This window comes from Pedobacter sp. GW821-FHT01D05 (genome assembly GCF_059422505.1).
In genome coordinates this window covers 83452-96904 of the sequence record NZ_JBWKXA010000001.1, presented here as the reverse complement: position 1 = coordinate 96904, position 13453 = coordinate 83452, and the positions used below count along the sequence as shown (strand labels likewise).

The 13453-nt window shown below is 39.8% G+C and carries 12 protein-coding genes; 1 reads left to right on the top strand and 11 read right to left on the bottom strand.

Translation table 11 applies throughout. The features are described from left to right. Positions 1–17: 17 nt before the first annotated feature. Together AC07VK_RS00380 and AC07VK_RS00375 are read right to left on the bottom strand one after the other, a co-directional pair. Positions 18–3113, bottom strand: a complete 3096-nt coding sequence (locus tag AC07VK_RS00380) for a SusC/RagA family TonB-linked outer membrane protein (RefSeq protein ID WP_492959825.1) — start codon at positions 3111–3113, stop codon at positions 18–20. Positions 3114–3638: 525 nt separating this feature from the next. Continuing rightward, positions 3639–4796 (bottom strand): FecR family protein, encoded by a 1158-nt coding sequence (locus AC07VK_RS00375; protein WP_492957510.1) that lies wholly within the window; start codon positions 4794–4796, stop codon positions 3639–3641. A 182-nt stretch (positions 4797–4978) separates the two neighbouring features. On the opposite strand from AC07VK_RS00375, the gene AC07VK_RS00370 reads away from it, so the two are divergent. Further along, positions 4979–5575 carry an RNA polymerase sigma factor gene (locus tag AC07VK_RS00370; RefSeq protein ID WP_492957508.1) on the top strand — a complete coding sequence of 199 codons (597 nt, stop codon included), beginning with the start codon at positions 4979–4981 and terminating at the stop codon, positions 5573–5575. 214 nt (positions 5576–5789) lie between these two features. On the opposite strand, the gene AC07VK_RS00365 is transcribed toward AC07VK_RS00370, so the two are convergent. The 9 genes from AC07VK_RS00365 to AC07VK_RS00325 all read right to left on the bottom strand — a co-directional run bounded on the left by AC07VK_RS00365 (position 5790) and on the right by AC07VK_RS00325 (position 13448). Continuing rightward, complete coding sequence (locus AC07VK_RS00365; protein ID WP_492957506.1) at positions 5790–6230, bottom strand: DUF2147 domain-containing protein; 441 nt, start codon at positions 6228–6230, stop codon at positions 5790–5792. Between the two features lie 192 nt (positions 6231–6422). Further along, positions 6423–7421, bottom strand: coding sequence for an NADP-dependent oxidoreductase (locus AC07VK_RS00360; RefSeq protein WP_492957505.1), 999 nt, complete (start codon positions 7419–7421; stop codon positions 6423–6425). Between the two features lie 2 nt (positions 7422–7423). After that, entirely contained in the window at positions 7424–8191 is a 768-nt protein-coding gene (locus AC07VK_RS00355) for an SDR family oxidoreductase (protein ID WP_492955698.1), read from the bottom strand. Between the two features lie 28 nt (positions 8192–8219). After that, entirely contained in the window at positions 8220–8951 is a 732-nt protein-coding gene (locus AC07VK_RS00350; protein WP_492957503.1) for an SDR family oxidoreductase, read from the bottom strand. A 1-nt stretch (position 8952) separates the two neighbouring features. Continuing rightward, positions 8953–10059: an alkene reductase gene (locus AC07VK_RS00345; protein WP_492957501.1), complete on the bottom strand. Its 1107-nt coding sequence runs from the start codon at positions 10057–10059 to the stop codon at positions 8953–8955. Positions 10060–10111: 52 nt separating this feature from the next. Further along, entirely contained in the window at positions 10112–10702 is a 591-nt protein-coding gene (locus tag AC07VK_RS00340; RefSeq protein ID WP_492957499.1) for a TetR/AcrR family transcriptional regulator, read from the bottom strand. A gap of 317 nt (positions 10703–11019) precedes the next feature. Beyond that, positions 11020–11274, bottom strand: coding sequence for an RNA polymerase sigma factor (locus tag AC07VK_RS00335; protein ID WP_493053003.1), 255 nt, complete (start codon positions 11272–11274; stop codon positions 11020–11022). Between the two features lie 175 nt (positions 11275–11449). Continuing rightward, entirely contained in the window at positions 11450–12046 is a 597-nt protein-coding gene (locus tag AC07VK_RS00330) for a TetR/AcrR family transcriptional regulator (protein ID WP_492957493.1), read from the bottom strand. 115 nt (positions 12047–12161) lie between these two features. Beyond that, entirely contained in the window at positions 12162–13448 is a 1287-nt protein-coding gene (locus tag AC07VK_RS00325) for a TolC family protein (RefSeq protein ID WP_492957491.1), read from the bottom strand. Positions 13449–13453 lie beyond the last annotated feature (5 nt).

Sequence of the window (13453 nt, the reverse complement as noted above, 5' to 3'; positions counted from 1 at the left end):
TCTTTTTGTTAAAGCTGTTAAAATCCAAAATTGATTCCTACGATAATTGTGCGTGCCGTAGGATATGTTCCCTGGTCTACACCCGGTGTTGTAGGATCACCTCCCATGATATTTGCTTCGGGATTATAACCAGTGTATTTGGTTATCAGGAAAGGGTTCTGAGCAGTTACATAAAACCTGGCCGATTGAATGGAAAGCTTGCGTAGTAAATTTTCTCCCAGCCTATACCCCAATGTAATGTTCCTTACGCGAAGGTAAGACCCGTTTTCGACCGATAAACTCGATAATGCCGGGCCAGGAAGAGCACCGGTAGAAACCGGACTTGGATATAAAACATCCCTTGTAGGGTTAGCAGGATCAAAATAATTGTTAAAATATTTACTGAGCGAGTTCTGGTTATGGTTACCCGTAAGGGTTTGCCTGTTATTTCCATTAATGATATTCACTCCCTGCACTCCCTGCACCAATATACTCAGATCAAATTTTTTGTACTGAAAGGTATTGGTTAAACCATAGGTAAAATCTGGCAGGCCATGGCCCAGTTTGGTCATATCGTTCACATCAATTTTACCGTCACCATTCTGATCTTTGATCATAGAGTCGCCGATATTATTGCCTGAAGTAACTTTTGGATTATTGGCGAGATCGCTGGCGTTCCTAAATACACCAACAATTTCGTAGCCGTACATAATACCCAAAGGATCACCAACTTTTACCTGATAAACATTATTCCAGCCATTGATTGCCCTCACTGCAGGCAATGCACTTGGTCCGCCCAGATCGAGCACTTTGGTTTTATAGGTTGAGAAATTGGCATTGGTGTTCCAGGTTACGCTTCCAAGCTTAAAATTGGTGTTGGCTGTAAATTCGAAACCCTTATTTTGAAGTTTACCCAGGTTAGCTTGATAAAATGTAGTATAACCCACATCAAGCGGTAAATCTTTTCTCAGCAACATTCCATTTGAATTACGGATAAAATAATCGAAAGTTAACACGATTTTATTCTGTAATAAACCAATGTCAGTACCGATACTGGTCTGATCGTTCTTTTCCCAGGTTAAATCAGGATTTGCAAAATCCATTTGCTGTGTACCAAAAATCCGTGCATTGCCCGATGCATAATTTCTGTTTAATGCAATTTGATTTACATAAGCAAAACTTCCGATATTGGCGTTACCTGTACGGCCATAACCTCCTCTTAGTTTAAATTCGTTGATACCTATTTTTAATAGTGGTTCTTTTAAAAACGGTTCTTCAGCGAGCCTCCATCCTAGTGAAAATGATGGAAAAATTGCAAATTTGTTGTTCGGACCAAAACGTGATGAACCATCCTGACGTACAGCGGCGGTAAACAGGTATTTCTTATTGTAATCGTAGGTAAACCTACCAGCGTAAGAAACGAAAGTATTGGCATCAAAACGTTCTGTACCAACAGTATTTGGTGAGGCCAAAGGACTTTGAACCGAGGTAGTGATAAAAGTACCTGGCAGACCTGCAGTGTAATTGATCTGCGACTCATATTTTTGGGCAGAAAACAGCCCTAGAACATTAATATGATGTTTTCCCAATTGCTTATCATAAGTAGCTGTATTTTCCCATACCCAGTCAAAACTGTTGCGCACATTGTCAGAAGCAAAGATACCTGCCAATTGAGGATTTGAAGCAGAAGCGGTTGGCGCAGAACTATAGGCCATCGAACCGGGCACATAACCATGTACCTGCTCATTCTCTAAAGTGGCACCAATATAGGTTTTTAACTTTAGGCCTGGAATAGGAGTATATTCAAGGAAAGTATTACTTAAGGTACGGAATGCTCTTGACCGGTTTATAGAAAGGCTAAGGATACCTACCGGATTGTAAAAATTTGAAGCAGAAAAAACTGCCGTAGGCGATAGGTTATAGTTTAGTTCACGGTCATAAGGCTGGGCAAAATCGCCATTGGCACGGTACACAGGAACTATCGGCTGAAAAGTTAAAGCCTGGTTAAGCGGGCTCGGCAGGTTCAGATCTGCCAGCAAGCCTGGTACACCGATAATGTAATCATTGGGGTTGGCCCCTGCGCCACTGGCCTGGCCTGAAGAAGGCTGCCTGTACTGCTCTGAATATGATGGAGAAATGGAAAATCCAAATTTTACGTTCTTAACAATATCTGCATCCAGATTTAAACGGGTGTTATAGCGCGTATATTCAGTACCGATCAACACTCCTTTTTGTTTAAAGATACCCGCCGAAGCACTAAAACGTACCTTGTCGCTACCACCAGAGGCATTAAACTCAAAACTTCTGATCGGTGCCGTCCTGAAAATTTCTTTTTGCCAGTCCACATCCGGAAGGTTTGAAATATCGCCGTCCAGTATACTGGGATACTGTAAATTTTTAATGCGGCTAAGCGACTTAACCTGCTGCACATACTGATCTTTTGATAACACACTGATGTATCTATCTACCTCCTGTATGCCGGTATAGGCTGAAACAGAAAATACGGTTTTTCCCGATTTACCCCGCTTTGTGGTAACCAGAACAACACCATTGGCCGCCCTTGAGCCATAAATAGCTGCCGAAGCTGCGTCTTTCAGTACCTCGATCGATTCGATATCACTGGGATTGATCAGGTTAAAATTTGCAGCAGTCTCCAGTGGATAACCGTCTACAACATACAAAGGATCATTCGATGAACTTAGTGAACTCACCCCACGTACCCTGATGGTTGGGGCTGCACCTGGTTTACCGCCCTGATCAGATTGCACCTGTACACCTGCAGCCAATCCTGCAAGCGCCTCTCCCGGTGTACTTACAGGCTGGTTACCTATATTTTTCCCGTCTACTTTAGTAATAGAAGAGGTAACAGTTGTACGCGACTGCGAGCCATAACCCACCACTACTACATCGCCAAGTGATTGTGGCGTATCGGCCATAGTCACATTAATCACCGTTCTTTCCCCTACCCTTATTTCCTGGCTCACCATGCCGATAAAAGAAAATACCAATATGGCTTTTTGATCAGCCACTTTAATGGAATAGGCCCCGTTATTATCAGAAACTACTCCGGTCTTGGTGCCCTTCACCAGCACGCTAACACCGGGCAAACCAATCCCTTTTGCATCAGTAATCATACCTGTTACCACAATAACCTGCACGGGAGTTTTTATGACCAGAACCCTTTTCTTGATTACAATGGTCGAATTATCGCCAAATACCATTTCAACGGCTTCGCCGGAAAAACAGGCTTCTAAAACTTTCTGAAGCGGTGTATTTTTAAACTTAATGGTGACCGGAGTAGAACCACTTACAATATTTGCATCGCAGATAAAGTTGTATCCGGTCTGCTTGGTTAATTGGCTCAGGACTTCCCTCAAAGGGGTATCCTTAACATTTATGCTTACCTGCTGGGCAAAACTCCCGGCACTTACCTGTAAAAAGGCGACCATTATTAAAATGACAGTAAGTCTCATAACTCGAAGGATTTTTTGCGCATTGCAAGAGATATCCCCGCACTGAAGTGCAGTAAAAATTTTATACATTTGGTTAGGATTAAATAGTTGTTGTTTGGATGATTATTCTGATCCACAGTTAGCTATAGGCTAATCAATTCCGGGAGTGGTCTCAAGCACTTCCGGTTTTTGGATTTTTTCAGGTATTTATTTAACTATAACAGTGATCCTCCTTTCTTCGGTTACAAACCGGACTTTATCTGTTAACTCAATATTTTTCAGCAGGCTTTTAAGCCCTTTCGACCGAGAGTAATTCCCATCGAAATTAATTCCGGATACATCGCCTTTATATTCAACATCTACATCGTACCACCTCGATATCTTTTTCATAATCGAGCTGATATTTTCATTATTGAAGATAAACATATCATTTTTCCACGCCATCACCTCTTCTACATCTGCAGGTACAACCTTCAAGTTGTTCTGCAGGTTATTGACCGCCATTTGGCCAGGTTTAATCAGTGTGGATGATTTTTTGTAGTTGATTTTCACGCCCCCCTCCAATAGGGTGGTCATGATGTTCCTGTCCTCGGCAAAAGCGGTAATATTGAAATGTGTCCCCAATACTTCCACCTCCTGTTTCCCCTCAACATCCACTTTAAAAGGCATTTCTTTGTTCTTGGTTACTTCAAAATAAGCTTCACCTGTAAGTATTACCTTGCGTTCCTTTCCTGTAAACGCTGTAGGAAAACTTAATGAGGAAGAAGAGTTCAACCATACCCGCGTTCCATCAGGCAGTGTTATGTTGTATTTCCCCCCTCTTGGGATTGTAATCTTATTCAGTACATTATTCAGGTTTTTACCTGTGGCAGATACAACCAGACCATTACCGGATTTAGAAATATCGGCATTTCCGTGCCTACTGATGATCCCATTACCGATACCGTCAAGCTTGATGCGCGCTCCATTTGACAAGGTAAGTACCGCATTTGTTGAGCCTGGCAATATGTCTTTTTTGCTGATCTCCTGCTTTTTGGCAAGGATAGTATTTTCTTTGATTTTTGCTGAGCTAAAAAGATCCGTTCCAAAATAGATAAAAAGTAAAACCGATGCTGCGATTGCAGCGGCTGCCTGCCATTTCAGGCGTTTGATCCAGATCGGTTTTTTTACAGGCAATTGTCCGTTGATGCTGTTATGAATCCTTTCTTTTAATGTTTTTCCCAAGCGTTTCTCATCTTCTTCTGACAGTGAAAGGCCCGGCAGCCCTTGGGCATCCTGATAAGCGAAAAGCATATGTTCTTCCTGGAGCGTACACGCTCCCCTAAGGTATTTCTCGCAGAGAGAAAGATATTCATTTTCGGTCATTACAGGGCGACTTGGGTTTAAATTTGGTCCTTTATTATATAGACACGGATTTTAATCCGCACACACATAAAAAATTTAAAAAAAAATAAACTTTCAAAAAACAGTTCCTATACATTGATAGATACCAGGTGTATGCATTTTTTATTTCGATTTTTAAATCATAGCTTTATTTCAAACAAACTATGCCAGCGAGCAATTATACCGATCCCGAATTATTACAGCTTATACTTTTAGATGATGAAAAAGCGTTCAACTCCCTGTTTGACCGCCATTGGTCTAAAGTTTATGCCGTATGCTATAGGTATGTTAAAGATGAGGAAGCTGCGCTTGAAATCACCCACGATATATTCCTGAACATCTGGAACAAACGGCGCCAGTTGAACATAGGCTCTTTTAAGAATTATGTACTCACCAGCGCAAGTTATCGGGGGATCAGAAGGAAACAGCAGCTGAATGCAGTACCAATAAACTATGTAGAGGATTACAGTCAGGGCGGGCATTCCTTTTTACAGAATGAGTTTTCAGCTACCAACACTGGAGAAGAAAAGATCACAGCAGAAGAATTTGATACAAAGGTTATGCAAATGCTCGCTGAACTCCCAAAAAGATGCCGTGAGATCTACCTCTTGAGCCGTAAGGAAAACCTCAGTATCACTGAAATTTCATTAAAACTTAACATCTCAAAACGGACCGTTGAGAACCAGCTCACTGCTGCATTAAAACACCTGAGGCACTGCCTTAAATATTCAGGAATCCTTTTGATCCTGATGCAGAAATAATTACTCTTTGTTTATATTCTGCAATCAGCAATGAGTAATTTGATCATGCAATCAAATGAAGAGGCGAGGTTTGTACTTTTACAATCCTCAGCTTTAGTAAATATCTTATTCATCTGTTTATAGATATATACTTTACTTAGGCTTTCTAAAGCAATTTGGTTTATTATACTCCTTGGATTAATCGCTTTCATCTATGAATTTTACGCGCGATCCATTATTTGATCCTTTCCCATATAGCAGTTCTTCCAAGTAGGGAAATACCGATATATCCTCTGATATTCAGCTTCCCATCTGATATTTTCATGGTGCAACTGTAGATTTTGCCACTATAAGGATCATAAATTTCGCCCCCTTCCCAAACTTCATCATTGTAAATAAAATTTTTAAGCATTAGAAGATCTTTAAGATTGCGTCCCCTCAATTTTTCATCTTTGTTTTTTACATCCTTTTTAGAAGTAGATCCATCTGATTCATACATGGTTTTGCCCCAGATCAGTTTGCCAAAATATTTATTTCCGGATTTATAGATTTCAATCTTCCCATCCTTTTCCTGACTCATCCAAACCCCCAATATTTTGTCTGAAGGCATATTTTGAGCTGCAATGTTATAAATTGCCAAAACTGATAGCATTAATGCCAAATAGATTTTTCTCATCACTTATTTTTCAATTTTTTGATATTTTTAATAACTGCGTTTTCAAAGGTTTTGAACGAAAAGTACTGTAAAAGCCCTTACCAGCCTGGTGGTTAACCCTTGGGTTTTCATCTTCGGGCGAAAGAGAATTTCTTCATTAAGGCGGTGATTGAAGCAGGACAATCCAAATTACTTGTGAAATGCTTAACTAACCTATTTTATTTTAATCACCACTTTACCTTTTGCGCGTCCGCTCTCCACATATTCTAAGGCCTCATTTGTCTGCTCGAAAGCATATATCTTATCCACTACAGGTTTAATGATATCAGCTTCAATTAACTTTGTGATCTGATCAAGCTGGCTTCCGCTGGCTTTCATTAATAGAAACTTATAATCGACATGACGCCTTTTTGCTTTGCTCCGGATGCTAAAACTAATCAGTGACAGTATAGCCTTTAAATACCACGGAAGTCCTATTTCTTTAGCAAGCTCTGGTGTTGGGGGGCCTGAAATGGAAATGACCTTGCCTTCAGGTTTTAAGATATTAAGTGATTTTTCCAGGGTTTTATTGTTCTGGCTATTGAGAACTACATCGTAATCTTTAAGCAGCGTTTCAAAATCCTGCGTTTTGTAGTCAATCGAGATGTCTGCTCCCAGCGCTTTCACCAATGCGAAACTTCTTGTACCAGCTGTGGTTGCAACGGTTGCGCCCAAATGTTTGGCCAACTGGATGGCTATCGTACCTACACCTCCAGACCCCGCTTGAATAAACACTTTATCTCCTTTTTTTAACCGGGCACTTTCAACCAAAGCCTGCCAGGCTGTGAGTGCAACCAGCGGAATTGAGGCAGCTTCCTCCATTGTTAAATTACTGGGCTTCAAGGCCACATCATTTTCGTTTATGGCAATGTACTGCGCAAATGTGCCGATATGAAAATCTGAGGGGCGTGAATAAATCTCATCGCCAGCTTTGAACTTCTTTACTTTCTTTCCAACCTGAGTAATGATCCCTGCAACATCATGGCCTAAAATTAAAGGAAACTTGTAGGGCAATAATAATTTGAATTCCCCTTTTTTGATTTTTGAATCCAAAATGTTTAAGCTAGCTGAATGAATCTCTACCAGAACTTCGTTATCGCCAACTTTTGGTATCGAAACATCTGCTAGCTGAAGACCATCTTTGGTATATTTGTTTATGACGTATGCTTTCATGTTTATTTTTGTAAAAGTTGATGGGTTGTCTTTGGATTGATTATGTTAAACGCAGTTTTTGGGAAAAGCCTGTTAATCACACTAAATATTTTTGCATCGCCCACACGGATGGTGTAATGGTCTTTTAATAAACCATTTACCAATCCTTTAATCATCTCTTCTGAAGTTATTTTTTTATCATTTCTTTCTGCAGTCATTTCAGTGGCCACAAGCGGTGGAACCAGCTCAAATATTTTCAGCTTACTTCCAATGATTTTTAAATGCTCCCGAAGTGATATGGTGTAAAATGCCAATGCAGTTTTAGATGAAGAATAGGTAGCCTCAATTAAGGAAGGAGACATACTCAATATGGATGTAGTATTAATAATTGCCGCTTCACTTCTTGATTTAAGCATATCCAGGAAAAGATTATTAAGCCTGATTACACCAAAATAATTAACTTCCATTTCGTAGGCGGCATCCTCAAGATGTTTATCATTAGCAATACCCAGATTTGAAGGAGCAGCTAAAACGCCGGCATTATTATACAGGATATCAATACCACCTAATTCTTTTACTGTTTTAAAAAGAGCTTTAGCATCTGCTTCTATAGCCACATCACTCTGTAAAGCCGTTAGTGCTGGATACGCTTGTTTAGCTGCATCCAGTTTTGCCTGGTTTCTACCTGTAATAATAACTTTCGCACCAATTTTTAAAAATTGTTTTGCAGCCTCAAGCCCTATTCCTGAAGCGCCGCCTGTGATCAGGATTGTCTTTCCTTTTAAGTCCATATCTTTTGAGTTTTATCTTAAAAAAGAATTAATGAGCCACTTGCTCTGTGACTGGATTTATCAATGCGTGAATTTTTATCGTGTCGCCAACCGGAACTTCAAATTGATTTTTCTCTAAAGCAGTGAAAAGCTCATCTGCTACCTCCGAAGGTGGAATGCCGTTTGCACCGCCAATTTCTGCTGAAAATTCAGTGTTAACCAACGGCGGATATACTTCATAAACATTCAATTTCTCATTGCCTGCAAAGGTGTCCCTCAGGCCTTGTGTGTAGCTGTGGAGCGCAGCTTTGCTGGCAGCGTATGTTGGCAGGTATTTATTTGATCTGAATACTGTAATGGAAGAAATATTAATAATAGCCGCATCCTCTCGTATCAAGAGCTGAGGCAATAACAATGAGGTAAAATGAATAACGCTGATGTAATTGGTATTAATTTCCTGATATGCTTTTTCTGCAGCGTTATTATTACCATCACTTAAATCATTCATAAATGAGGCACCGGCATTATTCACAATAATATTCACGTTTGGATAATTTGTTTTAAGCTCTTCGGCAATTCGAAATCTATCTGCTTCTATTGAAAGGTCTCCTGATATGCCAACTGCAGAACTACCTAGCGCTTTCAAAGCATTTTTAAGGCGTTCTTCACTACGTCCGTTAATGATAATTTTATTTCCAGCTGCATCGAGCTTTTTAGCGATAGCCAAACCAATGCCTGCACTTCCACCGCTTATAAATATGGTATTTCCTGTCGTTTTCATTTTATTTAATTTCAGATTGTGATAAAAAAGCATAATCGGTATAACCTTTTGCTCCTGGTGTATAGAACGTTGCCGGATCAGGAGTATTCAATGGGGCATCGGTTTTATAACGCTCCACCAAATCCGGATTAGCGATAAACGGAACGCCAAATGAAACCAGGTCTGCATCTCCATCGTTTAGTACTTTTGTTGCTGTCTCTTTATTGAATGCCCTGTTGATAATGATGGTACCATTGTAAATCTTACGGAAATGTTTAGCAACCTCCTGTATAGCTTGTGGATTACCTGTAACATCGGTAAATGGCTCAATAAGGTGAAGATATGCCAAACCGTAATCATTCAATCTACCTACAATATACTCATATAATCCGATCGTTTCATCATCAACCAATATTCCCATAATCCCGTTTAATGATGGGTTTAGACGTAGGCCAACACGATCGCTATCCACAACCTCTTTCAGCGCATCCAGAATATCAAATAAAATACGGGCACGGTTTTCTATTGAGCCGCCATATTCATCCTGGCGTTGATTAGTATTTTTACTAAAAAACTGCTGGAGCAGGTAGCCATTTGCCCCATGTAGTTCTACCCCATCAAAACCAGCTTCAATAGCATTAAGGGCGGCCTGTTTGAAATCGGATACAGTTTGTTTAATATTGCCCAAAGTCATTGCCCTAGACATCTCGCTGTTTTTAAAGCCTGTCGGTGTAAATATTTGCAGGTTTGGATTATAACTGGATGGTGCAAGAGGAGCTTCACCATGATGGAGATCCGGGTGAGAATAGGCACCTGTGTGCCACAATTGCGCAAAGATTTTACCCTCTTTTTCGTGAACGGCTGATGTAGTCATTTTCCATCCTTCTATCTGCTCCTGACTATATATTCCCGGAACATTTACTACACCCACTGCCTCAGGGCTTATCACCGTACCTTCGGAAATAATCAGCCCTGCACTTGCCCGCTGTGCATAATATTCCGCCGTTAAAGCGGTAGCTGCATGCAGATCATTATCGGATCTTGAACGCGTCATAGGTGCCAGAACCATGCGATTTTTAAGTTGCGTTTTTCCGATGGCAAACGGATCAAACAATTTTGTAATATTCATAATTTCAAATCTATATTTTATACTTTTTAGTATATTTTAAAACAAAAAAATATCATTTCTCATACTGAGCCAATTCGGCTTTGAGGCTTTTTACCAAGACAAGCATTGGCTTGGCAACTTCCATGGCCCTGCACATCACCGTAGCCCCTTCAACAGATGCCATCAGCTTAAAAGCAAAACCAGCCGGATCTAGCGCTGGAGTAAACTCTCCATTATCGATTCCACTTTGAAGAAGGGCTGTAAGTTCCTCCTGGCCCACACGAAGAACCTTTGCGACTTTTTTCTTTAGCAATGGATAGTTATCATCAGTTTCAACAGCGGTATTAAATATGGGACAACCGCCTGGAATCGGCGTATTGATCGGATCCTTATAAAAATCAATAAATGCCCAAACCTTAGCTTTAACACTTTTTTTTGTTGAAATAGCAGATCTAAGACGCTGGGAAAGCTTATCCAAAGCGTAATCTATTACCTGAGATGAGAGGTCATCTTTTCCATCAAAATGCCCATAAAGCGCACCTTTGGTCAGTCTGGTAGCAGCGAGAATCTCATCAATGGTCACACCTGCAACTCCCTTTTCATTATATAGCGGCATCGCTGTTTCCAAAATAAATTGTTTTGTTTTCTCTGCTTTCGATAACATGATGACAAATTTTCTGGAACAAATATACCAAAAGGTTTATTATTAGAAAATATTTTCTCTATAAATCAGGCTATCTATACTTAATTTACGCTTACCTGACTGATTGATGGGCGTAATCTTTTCCCTTGCAACCGGCGAATGAAAATCAAGATTAGCATTAAAGTAATTTTCCTTAGAGTATCTGCTCATTTTGGTCATACAGATCAAAACAATTATTACCATGAACCAAAGGCTCATGGCAATAAAAATCCTGAAGACTTACTATAAGCTTTCAGCACCCTGGGATTTTCTTCACGACAGGGATGGCACCATGATGCTTAATCCTTTCTTGCATTATCTGCCGACCGATAAAGAAAGCCCTTCAAGTGAATTTCATTTTCAAAATTGGCTTTATTGTTCCATAATCTCGCAAAGAGATCCTCCAGGATATCTTCAGCATCATCCTGGGAGATAGTACGACTGATAAAAAACCTTAGAGGGTGGTAATAAGTCATGTAAACCTGCTCAAAACTAGAACTTCTTCCCATGTTCAATGGAAACTGCATACTTTCTTCTAGTTTTTTAGCTATCATGCTTATCGTACCATGGATGGATTTCGAAAATATTTAGGGTAGCACCAAATATAAAAATAAATTGGTTTCCATCAAGCCTTGCATCCCTTATAAGCACCTTTTATTGCATATACCACTAATATTTGGTTTAAATATGATTTGATAAAAATCGGCATTTAAATCAACCTAAATCACACTAAAATCTGAGCCCTTTTATAAATACAGATGAGAATTCCCTTGCATTTTTATAAACAAGAAGATGATGACGATGATGGACATGAATTATGGTTTGCTTATCAACAAAATGATTCATAAACATTCCCTGCATACAATTAAAATAGAGATGTACTGTTTTGTCAATATTTTCCGATCGGACTTCCATCTTTCTACTCGCTGCATGAAAAACATTTCTTAAGAAGTTTGTATAAATAAGCTTAACCTTGATGAATTTATGATGCAGAATTTTATCTTTAGGATTTAAAAAATGGTCTTTTGAGCAACCAAGCAGGGCGTACTGCTTAAATAATGTTCTATGCATTTTTATTACGTCATCCAAGATCTGTTCTAATGACTGATCTAAGTTTACCTTTTCTAAAAGATAAAGATACTCATCTAAAACATGGTCAAAAACTGCCCTTACCAAATGGCTCTTATTAGTAAAATAATAATATAATGATGGTTTGGTAAGGGCTAAATCTTTCGCAATATCATCCATTGTCGTCTTTGAAATTCCATAGTAGATAAAGTGCCTGATTGCTGCGTTAACTATTGCTTGCCTTTTATCTTTCAGCATTTGTCTGTTACGCTATTTTTCCGGAATCAGTTTTAATTTTTACGGTTTGTGCCTTCAGTCTGTAAAGTTTCCGATCTTTAATCAAATACAACAATGTTGATGATATCGCTTTCGATCAGGGAGCCACTTTTGAAGTAACGTAGTTGTAAATAGCTGCTTTGACATAGAAGTCAGAAAAGGCAGTAGCTACAGTACTGGATGCCTGCTGATAGGCCGCCTGCGCATCTAGCACATCAGAAACTGTGGCCAGCCCAGATTTATAATTATCCTGATTTACCTTTAGGTTTTCCGTAGCAAGTTCAAGGTTATCTTTAGCAAAAGAAATTTGAACAAGCTGATCCTTCAAATCATACCAATAGCGTGTAATTCCAACTTTTATCTGATTCTGACCATCAAGAAAATCGTTCTTTGCAATCTGCTCACTGATTTTACGCTGTGCGACTTTTTGCTTTCCCCTCCCCCAGAGCCCGCTAGATATTGGCAAACTAAGGGTAATCAATCCTGCGGGAGCAAAGCTACCACCAATGCCACTATTTATGGAACCAACTTGTGAGGCACTTACTCCAAACGCTAAAGTAGGCCGGTTATCCCCCTTGGCAAGACGGGTTTGCAACACTTCACCCTTTACCCGCTTATCAAGCAGAATATAATTGGGATTTTCAGAGATATTGGTATCCGGACGAAGTGCCAATAGGGTTGGCATGGTTTTCTTATCTAAGGTATCCTGCATAACGAGTAATGAGTCAAATGCAAGACCGGTATACATGGAAAAATCTAGCAGGGCAACCCTTCGGCCATTTTTCAACTTGCTCTTATTGACCAATAACTCACTCAACTGTACTTTAACCTTAAGCAAGTCATTGCGGGCGATTAGACCAGATGCGAGCATATCTTTCTGCACCTTTAGCACAGCCATTAGTAAGGTTTCGTTGACTGAAAGTGTTTTTTGTTGTTCCTGAATATTGACCAGGTTCCAGTATTTTTGCTCGGTCAAGAGGATTACAGAATCGAGTGATTGTTTTTTCCTGATCTGACTAACTTCAAGCTGCAAAGCGGCAAGTTCGTTTCCTGTTTTTATCTTTCCTCCCGCATACAACGTTTCCGTCCCAGTTACCCCTACCAGGTATAGGTTGTTAATCCCTTCATTCAATAGCGGTGGTAAGGCCGCTACTAAATCCTTAAAGCCATATAAACCTACACCTGTGCCGCTAACAGCAGGAAGGTAATCAGACTTTGCTGCTGCAAGGTCTGATTTCGAAGAATTTATTCTCAGTTCACTGTTTTTGAGTGAATAACTATAAGCTATTGCAGCCTGCTTACTCTGTTCGAGTGAAATCGTGTGGATCTGGGCATTAGCGCCCAGAAATCCGACAAATGTTATATAATATAATAGAAATTTCATGGTGT

Bases quoted from the DNA above. Each gene is read 5' to 3' on its own strand.
- AC07VK_RS00335 (WP_493053003.1), bottom strand. From the start codon at position 11,274: ATGATAGCTAAAAAACTAGAAGAAAGTATGCAGTTTCCATTGAACATG.
- AC07VK_RS00325 (WP_492957491.1), bottom strand. From the start codon at position 13,448: ATGAAATTTCTATTATATTATATAACATTTGTCGGATTTCTGGGCGCT.
- AC07VK_RS00350 (WP_492957503.1), bottom strand. From the start codon at position 8,951: ATGAAAACGACAGGAAATACCATATTTATAAGCGGTGGAAGTGCAGGC.
- AC07VK_RS00340 (WP_492957499.1), bottom strand. From the start codon at position 10,702: ATGTTATCGAAAGCAGAGAAAACAAAACAATTTATTTTGGAAACAGCG.
- AC07VK_RS00365 (WP_492957506.1), bottom strand. From the start codon at position 6,230: ATGAGAAAAATCTATTTGGCATTAATGCTATCAGTTTTGGCAATTTAT.
- AC07VK_RS00360 (WP_492957505.1), bottom strand. From the start codon at position 7,421: ATGAAAGCATACGTCATAAACAAATATACCAAAGATGGTCTTCAGCTA.
- AC07VK_RS00345 (WP_492957501.1), bottom strand. From the start codon at position 10,059: ATGAATATTACAAAATTGTTTGATCCGTTTGCCATCGGAAAAACGCAA.
- AC07VK_RS00330 (WP_492957493.1), bottom strand. From the start codon at position 12,046: ATGCTGAAAGATAAAAGGCAAGCAATAGTTAACGCAGCAATCAGGCAC.
- AC07VK_RS00370 (WP_492957508.1), top strand. From the start codon at position 4,979: ATGCCAGCGAGCAATTATACCGATCCCGAATTATTACAGCTTATACTT.
- AC07VK_RS00355 (WP_492955698.1), bottom strand. From the start codon at position 8,191: ATGGACTTAAAAGGAAAGACAATCCTGATCACAGGCGGCGCTTCAGGA.
- AC07VK_RS00380 (WP_492959825.1), bottom strand. From the start codon at position 3,113: ATGATTACTGATGCAAAAGGGATTGGTTTGCCCGGTGTTAGCGTGCTG.
- AC07VK_RS00375 (WP_492957510.1), bottom strand. From the start codon at position 4,796: ATGACCGAAAATGAATATCTTTCTCTCTGCGAGAAATACCTTAGGGGA.